At 68.8% G+C, this 17399-nt stretch carries 15 protein-coding genes; 10 read left to right on the plus strand and 5 right to left on the minus strand.

Annotated features, from left to right (window positions below; genetic code table 11):
- The first annotated feature begins 12 nt into the window (after positions 1-12).
- Positions 13-861 carry an SRPBCC domain-containing protein gene (locus E6K79_05305; protein ID TMQ65184.1) on the plus strand — a complete coding sequence of 283 codons (849 nt, stop codon included), beginning with the start codon at positions 13-15 and terminating at the stop codon, positions 859-861.
- Between the two features lie 35 nt (positions 862-896).
- Here the strand turns inward: E6K79_05305 and E6K79_05310 are convergent, their stop codons facing one another.
- From E6K79_05310 to E6K79_05320, 3 genes are read right to left on the minus strand one after another with little or no spacing between them, the layout of a single operon-like run.
- Complete coding sequence (locus E6K79_05310) at positions 897-1928, minus strand: zinc-binding dehydrogenase (GenBank protein ID TMQ65185.1); 1032 nt, start codon at positions 1926-1928, stop codon at positions 897-899.
- Entirely contained in the window at positions 1925-2341 is a 417-nt protein-coding gene (locus tag E6K79_05315; GenBank protein TMQ65186.1) for a heat-shock protein HtpX, read from the minus strand. The genes E6K79_05310 and E6K79_05315 overlap by 4 nt, the downstream gene beginning before the upstream one ends.
- Positions 2342-2348: 7 nt before the next feature.
- Positions 2349-3053: a uracil-DNA glycosylase gene (locus tag E6K79_05320; protein ID TMQ65187.1), complete on the minus strand. Its 705-nt coding sequence runs from the start codon at positions 3051-3053 to the stop codon at positions 2349-2351.
- Between the two features lie 43 nt (positions 3054-3096).
- On the opposite strand from E6K79_05320, the gene E6K79_05325 reads away from it, so the two are divergent.
- Entirely contained in the window at positions 3097-3573 is a 477-nt protein-coding gene (locus E6K79_05325) for a DUF664 domain-containing protein (protein ID TMQ65188.1), read from the plus strand.
- Between the two features lie 35 nt (positions 3574-3608).
- Here the strand turns inward: E6K79_05325 and E6K79_05330 are convergent, their stop codons facing one another.
- Entirely contained in the window at positions 3609-5585 is a 1977-nt protein-coding gene (locus E6K79_05330; GenBank protein TMQ65189.1) for a hypothetical protein, read from the minus strand.
- Positions 5586-5676: 91 nt separating this feature from the next.
- On the opposite strand from E6K79_05330, the gene E6K79_05335 reads away from it, so the two are divergent.
- The 8 genes from E6K79_05335 to hemG are packed head-to-tail and all read left to right on the plus strand — an operon-like array spanning position 5677 to position 16564.
- Entirely contained in the window at positions 5677-6528 is an 852-nt protein-coding gene (locus tag E6K79_05335; GenBank protein ID TMQ65190.1) for a hypothetical protein, read from the plus strand.
- Entirely contained in the window at positions 6312-7850 is a 1539-nt protein-coding gene (locus E6K79_05340) for a glutamyl-tRNA reductase (protein TMQ65191.1), read from the plus strand. Before E6K79_05335 ends, E6K79_05340 begins: the two co-directional genes overlap by 217 nt.
- Positions 7828-8748, plus strand: coding sequence for a hydroxymethylbilane synthase (gene hemC, locus E6K79_05345; GenBank protein TMQ65192.1), 921 nt, complete (start codon positions 7828-7830; stop codon positions 8746-8748). Before E6K79_05340 ends, hemC begins: the two co-directional genes overlap by 23 nt.
- Positions 8745-9524, plus strand: coding sequence for a uroporphyrinogen-III synthase (locus E6K79_05350; protein TMQ65193.1), 780 nt, complete (start codon positions 8745-8747; stop codon positions 9522-9524). Before hemC ends, E6K79_05350 begins: the two co-directional genes overlap by 4 nt.
- Entirely contained in the window at positions 9521-10504 is a 984-nt protein-coding gene (gene hemB, locus E6K79_05355) for a porphobilinogen synthase (protein ID TMQ65194.1), read from the plus strand. The genes E6K79_05350 and hemB overlap by 4 nt, the downstream gene beginning before the upstream one ends.
- Positions 10501-14220 carry an oxygen-independent coproporphyrinogen III oxidase gene (gene hemN / locus E6K79_05360; GenBank protein TMQ65195.1) on the plus strand — a complete coding sequence of 1240 codons (3720 nt, stop codon included), beginning with the start codon at positions 10501-10503 and terminating at the stop codon, positions 14218-14220. Before hemB ends, hemN begins: the two co-directional genes overlap by 4 nt.
- Positions 13974-15176 (plus strand): ferrochelatase, encoded by a 1203-nt coding sequence (gene hemH / locus E6K79_05365; GenBank protein ID TMQ65196.1) that lies wholly within the window; start codon positions 13974-13976, stop codon positions 15174-15176. Before hemN ends, hemH begins: the two co-directional genes overlap by 247 nt.
- Positions 15176-16564, plus strand: coding sequence for a protoporphyrinogen oxidase (gene hemG, locus E6K79_05370; GenBank protein TMQ65197.1), 1389 nt, complete (start codon positions 15176-15178; stop codon positions 16562-16564). The genes hemH and hemG overlap by 1 nt, the downstream gene beginning before the upstream one ends.
- A 3-nt stretch (positions 16565-16567) precedes the next feature.
- On the opposite strand, the gene E6K79_05375 is transcribed toward hemG, so the two are convergent.
- Positions 16568-17395 (minus strand): methyltransferase domain-containing protein, encoded by an 828-nt coding sequence (locus E6K79_05375; protein ID TMQ65198.1) that lies wholly within the window; start codon positions 17393-17395, stop codon positions 16568-16570.
- Positions 17396-17399: the final 4 nt, after the last annotated feature.

Below are 17399 nucleotides of genomic sequence, written 5' to 3' on the forward strand. Positions count from 1 at the left end.
GAGGTCCCCCCCGTGAACCCGACCACGATCTCCCTCTTTCGGTCCTTCCGCTCGCCGCTCCCCGAAGTCTGGATCCATCTCACGCGCCAGGAGCACCTCGCGCGATGGTTGGGTATAGCCGAGATGGAGCTCCTGCACGACGGCGAGTTTCACCTCGAGACATGGAACGGGGACGGCGCGACGGGCCGCGTGATCGCGATCGCCCCTCCCGTCCGCCTCGAGCTGGCGTGGCGCCCGACCGCGCTCTCGCCGGAGAGCCACGTCGTCCTCCGCCTCGAGGGCGACGGCCCTGGCTCGCGCCTCACGGTCACGCACGACGGCCTGAAGAGCGAGCCGGAGCGCCGAGCGACGCGCCAGATGTGGAAGGAGGCGCTGGCGGCGCTCCGCGCACTGCTCCACCACGGAACCGACGGGCACGAGTGGGGCGCCGGAATTCCGGTCACCGCGCGCGCCACGGTGTCTCGACCTGCCCCGGAGGTTTGGCCACTCCTCTCGACAGGACCCGGCATCGAGAAATGGGTCGCCCACGTCGAGCGGTTTGACGGCCAGGCTGGCGGGACGTTCCGCCTCACCTCGAAATTTCACGGTCGCGAAATCGTGGAGGAAGGAAGGATCGAGGAGCTGACGCCCGAGGCGCGCATGGTGCTATCGTGGGAGTGGATGGGCGAAGGGTGGGGCGCGCCGACCCGCGTCGAATTCTCGATCGAGGTCGAGCCGCAGGGCGCATCGGTCCTCATCGTGCACTCGGGCTTCGACCGGATCGCCTCGGAGCAGCGCCTGGCGGCAAGGAAGAACTACGTGGCCGCGTGGCCGGAAGTACTCTGGGACTTGAAGCAACTGGTCCCGCCGGCCGCCGCGTAGCGCCTCAGCCCGGCCCTCGCCGCACCGCCCGCCCGCTAGACCTGTAGGACGATCTTCCCGACGTTGCTGCGCGATTCGAGGATTCGGTGCGCCAATCCGGCCTCGGAGAGCGCCATCACCCGGCCGGGCGCGGGATCGATCTCTCCCGCCGCCGCCCACTGAACCAGCGTCTCGAGCACGCGCCGGGCGAGCGCGGTGTTCTCCATGAGCTTCTTCAAGTTGACGCCGTAGAGGCCGCGGCTCGGCGCGAGCAGATCGAGGTAGGTCAGTCGGGGAGCACGGAGGAAGAACGCGATCGCCCCGAGCCATCCGCGATTCGAGATCTGGCCCACGCCGGTGCTGACCACGCGCCCTCCCGGCTTCAGCGCGCGAAGTCCATCCTCGATCGAGCGTCCGCCGATCGAATCGAGCACGATGTCGAACGCGGGACCGCCGAACAAGCGCTTGGAAAGCTTGTGGACGCGCGTGCGGCTCGCGGGGACCACGTGTTTCACGTGCTCCGCGATCAGGCGGCTGCGCTTGAAGTGGGTGCTCGCCGCCGCGACGATCTCGAGGCCCGCCCGGCGGGACAGATCGACCGCGGCCATGCCGACTCCGCCCGCGGCCGCGTGGATAAAGACGCGCATCCCGGGCTCGACCGGGCCGGTGCGATAGAGGGCGATGTACGCGGTGCCGTAGTTGAGCGGAAGCAGGACGGCCGACTGATACGGGATCGAGTCTGGGATCGGGAAGACCTGCCCGGCCGGGACCGCGACCTTCTCCGCGTACCCGCCGTTCGAGTGAAACGCGAGCACGCGCTGCCCCTCGCGGAGCCCGGCGACGTTCTCGCCGACCCGGATGATCTCTCCCGCGGTCTCATGTCCCATGATGTACGGAGGCTTCGGCGCCTCCGGGTTGAGTCCTTGGCGCGAGAGGACATCCGTGAAGTTGACGCCGGCGGTCCGGACCTGGATCAGGACGTCGTGCGGCCCGACCTCGGGGTCCGGGCAGTCCTCGAGGATCAAGCTCTCGGGTGGGCCGGACTTCCGAAGGTAGACCGCGCGCATCGATCCGTTCGCCGTCGTCACCGCGACCGCGCCTTGTCGGTGGAGGTCGATCGCAACCGCCCCGCGAGCTCCTCCACGCGCGCGCGCAGGAGATCTCGAATGCGGCGCACCTCGTCGATCGGCTTCCCCGAGGGATCCGGAATCCCCCAGTCCTCGACCTTCCGGCCGGGATAGTCGCAGAGGGCCGGGTCGTCGCAGCCCATCGAGACCACGACATCGGCGCGGGCGAGCATCTCGGCGTCCACCTTCCTCGGCTTCCGCCCCACGAGATCGATCCCGACCTCGCGCATCGCGTCGATGACGATGGGATGGACCGCCGCGGCGGGGCTCGAGCCGCCCGAGACAGCCGCGTACTCCGGAGCCACCTGCTCGAGGAGGGCCTGCGCCATCTGGCTTCGCCCCGCGTTCTGCCGGCAGAGGAAGAGCACTGTCATGGAACGACTATACCCGATCGCGAAGTCCTATCGCCGTCTCGAAGATTCCGCGCCACATCGCCGCGGTGAGCTTGCCTGTGCTCGTGTTCTGCTGGCTTGGGTGGTAGGAGGCGAGGAGCCAACCGCCCTCCGGAAGCGCGACGCGCGCGCCGTGGGCAAAGACCGGCCGCGGATCGAGATCGGGCTGCCCGAGCGCCCGCCGCGCCTTCACGATCGCTTCAAAGCCGATCTTCCCCAGCGCGAGCCTCACGTGGAGCTTCGGAAGCGCGCGCATCTCCCGCACGAGATACTCCCTGCAGCGGTCGAGCTCGGCGGGCTCGGGCTTGTTCCCGGGCGGCGCGCATCGACCCGCGGCCGTGATGTATACCCCGTCGAGCGTGAGGCCATCGCCGGCGCGCAGCGCATCGGGCCGACTCGCGAGCCTCTGTCGAAACAGCTCCCCGTAGAGCCACTCGCCGGAGCGGTCTCCGGTGAACATCCGCCCCGTTCTGTTCGATCCGTGCGCCCCCGGCGCGAGCCCCACGATGAGGAGCCACGCTTCCGAATCGCCGAACCCGGGCACCGGCCTCCCCCAGTAGGTCTCATCGCGGTAGGCGGCGCGGCGCACTCGGGCCACCTCGGTGCAATACTCGCGCAGTCGCGGGCATCGTTCGCAGGCGGCCACGTCGCTCGCGATTCCTTGGAGCGCTCGGGCGTGGCGATTCGGCGGCATATCTGGGAATATAGCCGCTTCGTCGATCGATCCCGGAGGGTTCATGGATTTGAAAGACTATTTCGAGGCGACCTGGGAGGCGCGTGGCCGCCTTCTCGCCGCGGCCGCCGACCTGAGTCCCGAAGAGTGGACTCGCGATTTCCCCTTCTCATGGAAATCGCTCCGCAACCTCTTCGCCCACGTGATCGAGGTCGAGGGCTCTTGGATCGGGAAGAACATCGAGAAGGGCAACTGGAAGTATCCGGACGAGGATGAGATCGCGCGCCGGTTCGCGACGCCGGAGATGGCCCGAGCGCGTGGGGACGAGATCGCGAAGATGACCCGCGAGGTACTCGCCGCCTACATGCCGGCCAGGCTGCGCGAGATACGGCGCGGGACGCAGATGGACGGCAGCGAGACCACGTTCACGGTGGAGCAGATCCTGACCCACGTCTTCACGCACGAGCTCCGCCACCAGGGCCAGCTCCAGGTGATGCTCCGGTTGCTCGGCAAGCCCGCTCCGAACGCTGACTGGATCTAGGCGGCGGGGGCCGCAGCGGCGCCCACGGCCGCGCCCTAGAGCGAGTCTCCGGGCGACGATGAGATGACGAAGTCGATCTCCGGCAGCGCCTCGATCGCCGCGACAACCTGAAGCGCCTCTCTATCACCCGGGCGCATCTCCAAGAGACGGTGGGCGAATCGTAGCGCTACAGGGTACGCGCCTGGCTTGTTGCAAGAGGTCATCAGGGCCCGGATCGACTCCGGGTCGTCGCGTGCGATCCCGAACGCCTCCAGCGCGGCGTCATCGTTGGGTTGCCTCCGATCGGGAGTAGAGAGAAACAAGGCCACAAGCTGCAATGCGAGGGATCGATCCAGCGGCGGTAGTGGAGCCAGGAGTTGCCTCGCCCGAGTGCTATCGCCGGCGGCGAGAAGGAGCATCGCGGCGATCCTGTGATCGACGTCTCGGTGCGCGGCGTCCATCTGGGGCATCCCGAGCAGGATTCTCATGGCAAGCCCCGTGTGACCGGTCGCGGCGAGGCCGCGCGCGTAGAACCGCACTGCTTTCTGGTATTCGAAGTAGTCGGGCCTCGGCCCGTCTGTGCGCGGGAGGAGCGTGCGGAGGTCGACCTCGTAGACGTCGAGATTGGGAGCGATCCAGAAGAGGTATTCGGCGTGCCGGTTGGGCAAGCGGCGCTCGGGGCGTACGGTGTGCAGCGTTGGGTCGCGATACCAGAGCCGCATCGCCTGAAAGTTGTACATATGAACGTGGATGCTCCGGCGTCCCTGGGCGAGAACGGTCAAGAGCACCTGTGCCCCGGGCGCCAACTTTGGCTCCAGACCCTTGAATTCCTGCTCCAAGCGCCGGAGCGCCCCCGAGGGCGCATCGAAGTTCCGCTCGGTCGGAATCGTGGGAGCGACATCGAGTCCACGGAACCAGACGCCCAGGAGCAGAAACGCGCCGAGCAGCGCGAATGCCCATGCCCCGCGGAGCCGGGAGAGAGCAAACCCCAACCCTATCGCGACGCCCAGAGCCGGAATGCACGAGTAGTACGGGGACCAATGGCGGACGAGCACCGACGTGAGAAGGAGCGGGGGCACCGCGAGCGTGAGGGAGAGCATCGCGATCCTAGCGCCGGAGATCGTTCCCACGTCGCTGTCGGCCGCGGCCCCCCGTGACCGCAAGTATGCGGCCCCAGCAAGAAGGGCAGCCGCGCCCAGCAGGCACAAAGTCCCCCCGCGGGGCCATGAGATCCCGACCAACGTGGGAGGCACGTTGAGCATCGTGAGCAGGCCGTTCCAGAGCGCGGTCCATCGCTCCGGGTTGTCCAGGCCGACGTACCCGGCTCCCCCGCTCGAAAACTTGCGCTGGATCAGGATCCGGATCCCCGGATGAAGGACTGCCCAGCAGACCGCCGCCACGCCGTAGACCGCGAAACGCTTCAGAACCCCGTACGGTCTCCTTCCCAAGAACCAATCGAGTCCGACCAGAGCCGGCAGCGCCGCGATCGCGGTCTCCTTGGACAGCAAGGCGAGCACAAAGCAAGCGCACGCGAGCCACGTTCGATTCGAGAGCTGCAAGTTGAGCGCGCCCAGAAGGAACGCCATCGCCAAGAGGTCCTGCACGCCGCTCACCCAACCCACGAGAATCGGCAACGCCCCGAGAGACGCGAACACGAGGCCGGCGAAGAAGCCGGCGCGCGCGCCTGCCACCCTGCTGGCGAACCGGACGAACAGGATCACCACGACAGCGAGAAGCGCGAGGTTCAGCAGATGCCCCAGCGCGGCGCTGTCGGGGCTCAGGATCGAGAGCAGGCCGAAATAAATCTCGCGCGAAATCGGGCGGTAGAAGATCGACTGAGGGTCGGGAAGGAGAACACCCGCGCGAAACGGCTGAACTCGGTGGAAGAAGAGGTAGTCATCGAAGAGGTACGTGAAACGAAATCCAGGAAGCGCGAGCACGACGGCGACGAGGGCGGGTATCAGTAGAAACAGGCGGGCACGAGCTCGCGACGAGAGTCCCTGCCCTGCCTCGGCCATCGATCCCTGCTCCACGGCGGCATCCTAGCACCGCGTGCGCCGCCGGCCCCACGATCCTAGCCCAGCGCCCGGAGTTGAAATGCGTGCCCCGCATGGGGCAATATAGATGACCGGTCGAGGAGGCCGGCATCCACACATGCAGCCCCTCATCCCACTGCTAACAACAGTACTTCCAGTGCTGTACGCGCTGAGCGTCGCGGCCTATGCCCGTGCCTACGCCGACGAGGCGTCGACGGGCGGCCGCTGGGGCCCCGCCATGCTCCGCGCGGCGCTCCTCGTCCATCTGGTCTACCTCTCGGCGCGCGGCGTCACCGAGGGGCACCTCCCCCTCGCGTCGGTCTATGATTTCCTTTCGGCCACGGCGCTCTCGATCGCGGCGGTCTATGTTTATCTCGAGTTGCGCCAGGGAATCCGGACGACCGGGATCTTCGTTCTCCCGATCGTCTTCCTGATGCAGGTGACCTCCTCGGCGTACGGCGGCGAGCCCGCAACGCGGCAACCGCCCCTATTTCCGATCTGGTTCGAGATCCACACGCTCGCCGCGGTCCTGGGCTACGGCGCGTTCTTTGTCTCGGCGATCTACGGGGTTCTCTTCCTCCTCATGTATCGCGAGATCAAGGGCAACCGCCTCTCGTTCTTCTTCCGGCGCATGCCGCCTTTAGAAACGCTCGGCCGCATGAACGTGAGCGCGGCGAGCGCGGGGCTGGCGCTCCTGGCGCTCGCGATCTTGATGGGGATCGGTTGGGGGCGCCTCGCCGGGGTCGATCTGGCGAAGGATCCCAAGACCTGGCTCACGATCGGCGCTTGGCTCGTCCTCGGCTTCGCCGTCCTCGCGTATCACCGCCTCGGCTGGCGTGGACCGCGGGCGGTCTACGCCTCGCTCGCGGGATTCACCACCCTCCTCGCCTCGCGCGTCGTGACCGACCTCTTCGTCCGCTCGTTCCACACCTTCCGGTGACCCCCGTGGCCGAAACCGAAGCCCCGACCTTCGATCTCTTCTGCGTCGGGCTGAACCACGAGACCTCGCCTCTCGAGATCCGGGACGCGCTGGTCCTGAACGACGAGGAAGTGGGCCGGGCGATCCAGGCGCTGCGCGAGCGGGCCGGCGCGAGCGAGGCGCTCGTGATCTCGACCTGCAATCGAACGGAGGTCTACGCGCGCGGCTCCTCGATCGAGGACCCGCCCGCGTTCGTGGCCGATCTCCTCCGCGAGATCAAGGGCATGGACTTGACCGGTCCCCGCGGAAGCTACCTCTACGCGTACCGGGAGCCCGACTCGGTGCGGCACCTGTTCCGCGTGGCGTGCGGGCTCGACTCGCAGGTGCTGGGCGAGCCGCAGATCACCGGACAGGTCAAAGACTCGCTCTCGCTCGCCGCGAAGCTGGGCGGGACCGGGCCGGTGATCGAGCGGCTCCTCGACGCCGCGCTCCGCTCGGCGAAGCGGGCGCGCACCGAGACCGGGATCGGGCGCGGCCCCATCTCGAGCGCGTACGCCGCGGTCGGTCTGGCGGGCAAGGTGTTGGGCTCCCTCTCGGACAAGCGCGTCCTCCTGGTCGGCGCGGGCGAAATGGCGACGCTCGCGGCGCGTCACTTCCAGGAGGCGGGCGTCACGCAGTTCGTGGTCGCCAATCGCGGCCGGGAGCGCGGCGAGGCGCTCGCGGCGGCGATCCCGGCGAGGGTCGTCTCGCTCGAAGCGATTCCGGTCGTGCTCCCCGGCGCTGACATCGTGATCGGGGCCACGGCTTCCCAGCAGCCGCTCGTGCACGAGCCCGCCGTTCGCTCCGCGATGAAGATCCGGAGAAATCGCCCGCTTCTCTTCCTCGATCTCGCGGTGCCGCGGGATGTCGACCCGCTCGTCGCGAAGCTGCCCAACGTCTTCCTCCACGATCTGGACGCCCTCGGCGTCCTGGTCGGGCAGAGCCTCGCGCAACGACGCGCCGAGGTTCCGAAGGTCGAGGCGATCATCGAGGACGAGCTGGCTCGATTCCTCAAGTGGCACGGATCGCTCGCGGTGAAGCCGACCGTGACCAAATTCCGCGGCCACTTCGAGCGCGTCGCCCGCGAGGAGCTGGAGCGCCATCGCGCCCGCTTCCGCCCCGAGGACCAGGAGGCGCTCGACGCGCTCGTGCACGGCATCGTCCAGAAACTCCTCCACCGGCCCACCACGCGGCTCACGCGCCCGGACGCGGAGGGCGCGAAGGGAATCGCGAGGATCGACGCGGTCCGGGACCTGTTCGGAATCGACCCCGAAGAGAGCGATGCGGATCGGGACACGCGGTAGCACCCTCGCCCTCGCGCAGAGCGGCCAGGTGCGCCGCCTGCTGCCCGGCGGCGAGGGGGCGCACGAGCTCGAGGTCATCGAGACCTCGGGCGATCGGAGCCCGCAGGCATCCCTGCGCCGAATCGGCGGGAAGGGCGTCTTCTCCAAAGAGATCGAGGTGGAGCTGCTCGAGGGGCGGATCGATATCGCGGTCCACTCGCTGAAGGACCTCCCCACCGAAGAAACGCCCGGGCTGTCCCTCGCGGCGCTCCTGAGAAGGGAGGACCCGCGCGACGCTCTGGTCGCGCGCGATCGTCACCCCCTTGCGAACCTTCCGCCCGGCGCGAAGGTCGGGACGTCATCGCTCCGGCGCCAGTCGCAGCTCCTCGCTCGGCGGCCGGATCTCGCGGTCCAGGATCTACGCGGAAACGTCCCGACGCGAATCGCGAGGGTGAAGGAAGGGCGCCTTGACGCGGTCGTCGTCGCGGCGGCCGGGCTCCATCGCCTTGGCCTCACCCACGAAGCGTCGGAGCTCCTGGACGAAGCGTGGATGCTCCCCGCGCCGGGACAAGGGATCCTCGCGCTCCAGATCCGCGCGGATGACAGGAAGACCGCCGAGGCCATACGAGGTCTGGAGGATGCCTCCTCGCGGGCGGAGGCGACCGCGGAGCGGACGCTCCTATCCGGCCTCGGGGGAGGATGCCTCGTGCCGGTCGGCGCGCGAGGGCTCGCGCGGAACGGCCGGATCGTCCTGACCGCCTTCGTCGGCCATCCCAGCGGACGTCCCTCGCTGCGGTCGAGCCTCGAGGGACCGATGGCGGGGGCCGGGGATCTGGGACTCACGCTGGCCTCTTCCCTCCTCCGCGAGGGCGCGAAGGAGATCCTCGACGAAGTGCGGAGCGACGAGATCTTCCCGTGAGCGCGCTCTTCGTGATCGCCCGGGAGGATCCGATGGACGCGCGGCTCGCGGCCGACGCGGAGCGCCTCGGCTGGAGCGTGCTCCGCCTTCCCCTGCTCGCCACGGAACCCGGACCGGACCGCGCCCGATTTCTCGATTGGCTCCAAACGCCGCCGCCGGGCTCCGTGATCGCGTGGACCAGCCGGCGCGCGGCGGAAGCGCTGGCCGAGATCGCCCTGCCGCGCTTCCGCGAGACCTTGGCGCGGATGGCGCTCTTCGCGGTCGGCGAGGAGAGCGCCGCCGCGATTCGAGAGGCAGGATTCACCGTCGATTTCCTTTCCAGCGGAGGAGGGGCGGCGGCTCTTGCCGACTGGATCCTGGTTCACCGCGACTCGCTCGGCATCGCGCGGGTCGCATTTCTGCACGGCGACAAGGCGCTTCCGACCCTGCCCGACGCGCTTCGCGCCGCGAAGCTCGAGATGACGCCGTTCGAGCTCTACCGAACCCGCTTCCTCTCGCCCGACGTGCGCGAGCTCACGGCGGCGGTCGAGACCGGCAGGCCGGTCACGCTGGCGTTTTGGAGCCCGTCGGGCATCGTGGCGCTCGAACGGCTGCTCTTGCCCGATACGCTCGCGATGCTCCACCGGGACGCGGAGGTTCTCTCGCGCGGGGAGACGACCTACCACGCTCTGGTCGACCGGGGATATCAACGGGCCGTGGCCGTGGTCCCGACACCCGGGGCGTTCGACGCGATCGCGCTCGAGGCCTTACAATCAAGGCAGAGGACCGCCCGATGACCTATCCCCAGACAAGGCTCCGCCGGCTCCGCGCCACGCCGGCCCTCCGCGCGCTCGCGCGCGAGACGTCGCTTACCGCGGCCGACCTCGTCCAGCCCCTCTTCGTCTGCCACGGCGAGAAGGTGCGGCGGCCGGTCGCATCGATGCCGGGACAAGCGCAGCTCTCGGTGGACGAAGCGGCCCGCGAGGCCGAGGCGCTCGCGAAGGCGGGAGTCGGAGGCGTCATTCTCTTCGGTCTCCCGGCCACGAAGGATCCGGAAGGACGCGAGGCGTACGACGAAAAGGGCATCATCCCGAAGGCGCTTCGAGCGCTCCGGGAGGCGGCGCCCGATCTGCTTCTCTGGGCCGATGTCTGCCTCTGCGAATACACCGACCACGGCCACTGCGGAATCCTGAACGGGGATCAGGTCGACAACGACCGGACCCTTCCGCTCCTCGCCCGCGCGTCGGTCGCGTACGCCGCGGCCGGCGCCGATTTGATCGCGCCGAGCGATATGATGGACGGGCGAGTCGGCGCGATCCGCCGCGCGCTGGACGAGGCGGGCCATGCCGGGACCCCGATCGTCGCCTACTCGGCCAAGTACGCGAGCGCCTTCTATGGTCCCTTCCGCGAGGCGGCGGAGTCGGCGCCGAAATTCGGCAACCGCTGCGGCTACCAGATGGACCCGGCCAACTCGGACGAGGCGCTGCGCGAGGTGGCGCTCGATCTCGAGGAGGGGGCCGACATGGTCATGGTGAAGCCGGCGCTTCCCTACCTCGACGTGATCCGGCGCGTGAAGGACCGTTTCGGCGTCCCGGTCGCCGCGTACAGCGTCTCGGGCGAGTTCGCGATGATCCGGGCGGCCGCGGAGAACGGCTGGCTCGACGGCGAGCGGGCGGCCCTGGAGACCCTGACCTCGATCCGCCGCGCCGGAGCCGACGTGATCCTTACCTACTTCGCGAAGGAGATCGCCCCGGTCCTGGGAAGGGTGGAAGCATGAAGGAGGCGCGCGTCCTTCCCAAGACCTCGGAAAGCGAGTCGCTCCACCGCCGCGCGCTGGGCCTCTTCCCCGGCGGGGTCAACTCGCCGGTCCGCGCCTTCCAGGGCGTGGGCGGGACGCCGCGGGTGATGGTCTCCGCGCGCGGCGCCGTCATGCGGGACGCGGACGGCAACCAGCTGCTCGACTACGTGCTCGGATGGGGACCGTTACTCCTGGGGCACGCGCACGCCGACGTCGTCAAGGCGGTGGAGCGGCAAGCCCGCGAGGGAACGCTCTACGGGGCGACGACGCCCCTCGAGATCGAGCTTGCCGACCGCGTGCAGCGCTTCTATCCGGCGGCGGAACGGCTCCGGTTCGTTTCTTCCGGAACCGAGGCCGCCATGAGCGCGCTCCGCCTGGCGCGCGCCGCAACGAAGCGAAACGTCTTCGTCAAGCTCGACGGCTGCTATCACGGCCACGCCGATCCGTTCCTGATCCGCGCGGGATCGGGCCTCGCAACCCTGGGAACGCCCGATTCGCCCGGCGTTCCGGAATCGACCGCCTCCGACGTCCGCGTCGGCACGTTCAACGATCTCGCTTCGATCCAAACCCACTTCGACCGCGAAGGCGATTCGATCGCGGCGGTCATCGTGGAGCCGGTGGTCGGAAACCACGGCGTGATCCCGCCCGCGGCCGATTTCCTTCCCGGCCTTCGCGCGCTCTGCGACCGCCACGGCTCGATCCTGATCTTCGACGAGGTGATGTGCGGCTTTCGCGCGGCGCGGGGCGGCGCCGCGGAGCTCTACGGCGTGAAGCCGGACCTGGTGGCGCTCGGCAAGGTGATCGGCGGCGGGCTTCCGGCGGCGGCGTTCGGCGGCCGGAAGGAGCTCATGAAGCTCGTCGCGCCGGAGGGACCCGTCTACCAGGCCGGTACCTACTCGGGGAACCCGATCGCGATGGCCGCGGGGAACGCGGCGCTCCAGGTGCTGGAAGCCGATCCTGGAATCTTCCGCCGCGCCGAGGCGCGGACCGGCCTCCTCGCCGCGGGCCTCCGGGAAATCCTCCAGCGGCGCAAGCTCGCCGGTACCGTGAACTCCGTCGGCTCCATGTGGACCATTTTCTTCGGCGTCGGGCGCGTCGCCTCGATGGCCGCCGTGCGGACGGCCGACAAGGGACGTTACGCCCGGTTCTTCCACGGCATGCTCGAGCGGGGCATCTATCTGCCGCCGTCGGCTTTCGAGAGCGCGTTCCTCTCCGACGCCCACACCGACGACGATATCGACCGCACGCTGGAAGCGGCGGACGAGGCCATGGAGGGACTCGTTCCTCCGAGCGTGCCGCAGCGAGACGCTCACCGAGGCTCCGATCTGGATCATGCGCCAGGCCGGGCGATACCTCCCCGAGTACCGGGCGGTCCGCGAAAAGCATTCGTTCCTCGACGTCTGCCGCACTCCGGAGATATGCGCCGAGGTGACCGCGCAGCCGATCGAGCGCTTCGGCTTCGACGCGGCGATCATCTTCCAGGACATCCTCGTTCCCCTGATCGGCATGGGCGTCCCGATCGAGTTCGATCCGGGCCCGCGCCTGGGCCTTCAGATCCAAAATCGCGAGGACGTAGCGCGGCTCAAGTGGGAGGGCGCCGCCGCGGGCACGCCCCACATCAAGAAGGTGATCCGGGCCGCGCGCGAGCGTCTACAGGGACGGGTGCCGGTGATCGGCTTCGCCGGCGCTCCGTTCACGATGGCGGCCTATCTCATCGACGGTGGAGGCTCGCGCGATCTCGCCCGCACGCGCAGTTTCCTCGCCCACGATCCGGAGGGATTCGCGCGACTCTTAGAGATCCTCTCGAACGCGACCGTCGATTACCTGCGCGCGCAGATCGAGGCCGGGGTCGGCGCCGTCATGCTCTTCGATACCCAGGCCGGCTGGCTCCCTCCCCCCGAGTTCGCGCGCACAGCTGTGGCCGCCGCCGACCGCGTGATCCGCGCGCTTCCGAGGGAGACCCCTTCGATCTACTTCGCGCCCGCCCCTTCGGTGGGCCAGCTCGAGGCGCTCCGCCCCATCACGGCGGACGTGGTCGGGCTCGACTACCGCGTATCGCTGGCGCACGCGCGGGCGATTCTCGGAAACTCGCAGGCCGTCCAGGGAAACCTGGATCCGGCCGTGCTCCTGGGACCGGGCGAGGAGATCGTGGTCCAGGCCGAGGCGATCCTGCGCGAGAACGGCGGCCGCCCCGGCTTCATCTTCAACCTGGGCCACGGCATCTTCCCGGACACGCCGGTCGAGAACGTGAAGCTCCTGGTCGACACGGTGAAGCGCTACCGGTCGCCGGTCGGAGGCGTCGGGTGAGCCGGTCCTCCGCGCAGATCACCGCCGCGCTCCTCGCGAAGTACGATCGCCCTGGGCCGCGCTACACGTCCTATCCGACCGCGATCGAATTTCACGAGGGGTTCACGCCGGAGCGCTACCTCGAGAAGCTGGACGAGGCGGCGCGCGCCGCCCAGGAGCCGCTCTCGCTCTACGTGCACCTTCCCTTCTGCCGCGAGCGCTGCACCTTCTGCGGCTGCAACGTCATCATCACGCAAAAGGCGGGCGTGGCCGACGCCTACCTGGACGACCTGGAGCGCGAGATCGACCTGGTGGGCGCGCGCCTCGGGAAGCGGACCCGCGTGGTCCAGTACCACTGGGGCGGCGGCACGCCGACCTACCTGACTCTGGATCAGATACGCCGGGTCTGGCGCGCGACGGCCGCGCGATTCACGTTCGAGCCGAATGCTGAGATCGCGATCGAGGTCGATCCGCGCGTCACGACGCGGGACCAGGCCGACCTGCTCCGCGAGCTCGGGTTCAATCGGATCTCGATGGGCGTCCAGGACTTCGATCCCGACGTCCAGGAGGCGGTGAATCGCCGTCAGACATTCGAGCAAACGCGGGACCTTCACCTCTACCTCCGTGAGCTCAAGATCGAGTCGATCAATTTTGATTTCATCTACGGGCTGCCGCACCAGACGCCCACCACCTTCCGGAAGACGATCGAGCTGGCCCTGGACCTTCGTCCCGACCGGGTCGCGTGCTACTCGTACGCGTTCGTGCCGTGGATCAAGGCGCACCAGAAGGCGATCCACCTCGAGGATCTCCCGCCGCGCGAGGTCAAGCTGGAGCTCTTTGGGATCGCGCACGAGCTATTTGTCGGGGCCGGCTACCAGCAGATCGGCATGGACCATTTCGCGCTCGCGACGGATTCCTTGGCCGTCGCCGCGAGGGATCGCACGCTCTTCCGGAATTTCATGGGCTACACAACCCACCCCGCGTCGGACACCGTCGGCTTCGGCCTCTCCGCGATCGGCGACCTCGGGGGCGCGTTCTCGCAGAACACGAAGAAGCTGAACCGCTACAGGGACGCGCTCGACCAAGGCCGCCCGCCGATCGAGCGGGGCTTCGAGCGGAGCCGGGACGACGAGATACGCCGAGGCGTGATCCAGAGCCTCATGTGCAATTTCCATCTCGACATCCCGGCGGTCGAGCGGGCGCACGGGATCGATTTCGCCGCCTATTTCGCCGACTCGCTCCGGGCGCTCGACGAGGGACCTGCCGCGAACGGGTTCGTCGTCCGCACGCCCTCGGCCATCGAGGTCACGGAGCCGGGGCGGCTCTTCGTGCGGAACGTCTGCATGGAATTCGACGCGTATCTGAAAGGGCGGGAGGGCGAGAAGCCCATCTTCTCGCGCACCGTCTGAAAACCGGGATCCTCCTCTTGAACCTGGGCGGACCCGACCGCCTGGAGTCCGTCCGCCCGTTTCTCCTGCGCCTCTTCAAGGACCGGGAGATCATCCGCCTTCCCGGCGGCCGGATCGGCCAGGCCATCATCGGGCGAATGATCGCCTATGGCCGCACCAAAGAGGTCCAGGAGAACTACCGGAAGATCGGGGGCGGCTCCCCGATCGTGGCCTGGAGCACGCTCCAGGGCCGGGGGCTGGCGGACCGGCTTCGGGCGCGCGGGCACGACGTGGAGTACGCGCTCGCGATGCGCTACTGGAACCCTACGACCGACGACGCGCTCCAGGAGCTGGAGGGGAAGAGGGTCGATCGCCTCCTTGCGCTCACGCTCTACCCGCACTACTCGGTGGCGTCGACCGGCTCGAGCGTGGGCGAGCTCCACCGCGCGATGAAGCGGCGCGGGACGAAGCTCCCGCTGGACATCATCGACCGCTGGTACGACCACCCCGGATACGTCGAGGCGCTCGTGCAGCGCACGCGCGCCGCGCTCGCCGGCTTTCCACGCGGCGCGCGGCCGACGATCCTCGTGAGCGCCCACGGGCTCCCCAAACATTTCATCGACTCCGGCGATCTCTACTGCGATCACATTGAGGCGACGATGAAGGCGGTGCTGGCGCGCTTTCCGGAGCACCCGCACGTGCTCGCGTACCAGAGCCGCGTCGGCCCCGTTCCCTGGATCGGGCCTAGCACCGACCAGGTCATCGACCGGCTCGCCGAGGCCGGGGTGAAGGACGTGCTCGTGATCCCGATCAGCTTCGTGTCGGACCACGTCGAGACGCTCTACGAGGTGGACCTTCTATACGGCGACCGGGCGCGGGCGCGGGGCATCTCGAATTTCCGCCGCATCGATTCGCTGAACGACTTTCCGCCGTTCCTGGACGCGCTCGCCGATCTGGTCGAGCCCCGCCTCGCCTGATGCGGGTCGCCGTCGTCGGGGCCGGGCTCGCGGGCCTCGCCGCCGCCCACTTCCTTCGCCGGGAGGCGGCCCGACGCGACATCCGCCTCGACCTCGCCGTCTACGAAGCCTCGGCGCGGGCCGGAGGGCGGATTCGCACGGTCGAGGACCATGGCTATCGGATCGAGTGCGCCGCGAACGGTGTCCAGGGCGATGACGGCGCGGCGGCCCGGCTGGTGAAGGATCTGGGCCTCGCGGGAGAGCGGGTGAAGGCATCGCCCGGAGCCGCGCGCCGCTACCTAGCGTGCCGGGGCTCCCTCCATCTTCTTCCGACGTCCCCTCCCGCGCTCCTCTCGTTCGGGGCCATCTCGCCCCGCGCGAGGCTCCGCGTTCTCGCCGAGCCGATCGTGGCGCGCCGCGTCGCGAGGGAGGAAACCGTGCTGAAATTCGCTTCCCGCCACGTCGGGGAGGAGGCCGCGCGCGCGCTGGCCGGCGCGGCGGTGCGCGGAATCTTCGCGGGAGACGCGGCCAAGCTCTCGCTCGACTCGGCATTCCCGCTCATGCGAGAGATGGAACGGAAGCACCGCTCCCTTTTCCTCGCAATGTCGCACGCGAAGAAGCAGTTGGGCGGGCGGGGGCTCTGGAGCCTTCGGGCCGGAATGGGGGGTCTTGTCCGGGCACTCGCGGATTCCACTGAAGCGAGGCTCCGCCTGAACGCGCCGGTCCTCTCGATCGAGCGGACGGACGAGAGCCAGCGCGCAGGGGATAGCCAGTGGACAGGCGAAGGGAAGCCCCCTGGATGGCGCATCCGCCTCGCGAGCGGGGAGCGGACCGAGGCCGACGCGGTGATCGTCACCACTCCGCCCAAGGCGGCGGCCGCGCTCTTCCGGCAGCTCGAGCCCGAGATCGCGCGCCGCCTTTCGACGATCGAGTCGGCGGGCGTGGCGGTGGTCGCGCTCGCCTTCCTGCCCCAAGCGTTCCGCTCGAAACCGGACGGCTACGGGTTTCTGGTCGCGCCAGGAGAGGATCTCGAGATCCTTGGCGCGGTCTTCGAGTCGAATCTCTTTCCCGAGCGCGCCCCCAAGGGACGGATCCTCGTGCGGGCGATGATGGGCGGCGTCGACCGGCCCGAGCTTCTCGCCCGAACCGATGCCGAGCTGGTCGCGCTCGCGATGAAAGCCCTCGACCGGACGCTGGGCCTGGCGATCGGTCCGGAGCGGACGTGGGTGATCCGCCAAGAGGAGAGCATCCCCCAATACGTCCTGGGGCATCGCTCGCTTGTCGGCTCGATCGCGAGCGGGCTGGACGCGCTCCCCGGCCTGTACGTGACCGGAAACGCGTACCGCGGCGTCTCGGTCGGCTCGGTCATCGAGGACGCCGCGCGGGTCGCGACCCGCGCGCTCAGCTGACCTCTACTTTCTCCCGCCACCCGGAGAGGCGATCACCACCCACGCGCGCATCCTGGCCTTGAGGGGCGAATCGCCGTAAGGGCCGCGGAGTGCTCCCTCGACCGCGGCGATCACGGTGCCCACCTCGACGCCACCCCGCTCCTGGATGGCGTTCACCACCGGGTTTCCCCGGACGAGCCCGACGGCGACATGCGCCGCCGATGGCGACCTCGACTCCATCCCGACGCTCTCGATCTGGACGTCGGCGAATCCCGCCTGGCCGAGCATCGACCGGATCAGCGCGGAATCGTGGAAGCCAAACGGAATCATGTAAAACTGGGGAGGGTCGACCGGGAAGAATCGGGCGATCACCTCGTGGGCGGTCCGCCCCAGGTCGTTCTCCTCGATCTTGTCCCACACGTTGAAGGCGAAGACCCCACCCGGCCGGAGCACCCGCCTCGCCTCCTTCATCGCCGCGAGCTTGTCGGGGACGAACATGACGCCGAACTGGCACACGACCGCGTCGAAGGAAGCGTCGGGGAATGGGAGCGCGGACGCGTCGGCCTGGCGCCACTCCAGTCCGGGCGCTGCTCCGACCTTCGAGCGGGCATAGTCGACCATCGGCTGGTTCAGGTCCGTCGCGACGAGCCGCTTGGGCCTGAGCCCGTCCAGGAGGGCCCGGGTTACGATCCCGGTGCCGCATGCGACCTCGAGCACATCCTTCGGGCCGCGCGGCTTCAGCCGGTTCACGAGATCGGCCGCGTACGGCTCGAACAGGACCGCCCCCAGATGCTTGTCGTAGATCTCGGGGATCAAACCGTCAAAGGTGACGTTCGCTTCCTGCATCATCATTCCT

This window comes from Candidatus Eisenbacteria bacterium, from assembly GCA_005893305.1.
Taxonomy (GTDB): Bacteria; Eisenbacteria; RBG-16-71-46; order SZUA-252; family SZUA-252; genus WS-9.

Bases quoted from the DNA above. Each gene is read 5' to 3' on its own strand.
- hemG (TMQ65197.1), top strand. From the start codon at position 15,176: ATGCGGGTCGCCGTCGTCGGGGCCGGGCTCGCGGGCCTCGCCGCCGCC.
- hemN (TMQ65195.1), top strand. From the start codon at position 10,501: ATGAAGGAGGCGCGCGTCCTTCCCAAGACCTCGGAAAGCGAGTCGCTC.
- hemB (TMQ65194.1), top strand. From the start codon at position 9,521: ATGACCTATCCCCAGACAAGGCTCCGCCGGCTCCGCGCCACGCCGGCC.
- E6K79_05325 (TMQ65188.1), top strand. From the start codon at position 3,097: ATGGATTTGAAAGACTATTTCGAGGCGACCTGGGAGGCGCGTGGCCGC.
- E6K79_05320 (TMQ65187.1), bottom strand. From the start codon at position 3,053: ATGCCGCCGAATCGCCACGCCCGAGCGCTCCAAGGAATCGCGAGCGAC.
- E6K79_05375 (TMQ65198.1), bottom strand. From the start codon at position 17,395: ATGATGATGCAGGAAGCGAACGTCACCTTTGACGGTTTGATCCCCGAG.
- E6K79_05315 (TMQ65186.1), bottom strand. From the start codon at position 2,341: ATGACAGTGCTCTTCCTCTGCCGGCAGAACGCGGGGCGAAGCCAGATG.
- hemC (TMQ65192.1), top strand. From the start codon at position 7,828: ATGCGGATCGGGACACGCGGTAGCACCCTCGCCCTCGCGCAGAGCGGC.
- E6K79_05335 (TMQ65190.1), top strand. From the start codon at position 5,677: ATGACCGGTCGAGGAGGCCGGCATCCACACATGCAGCCCCTCATCCCA.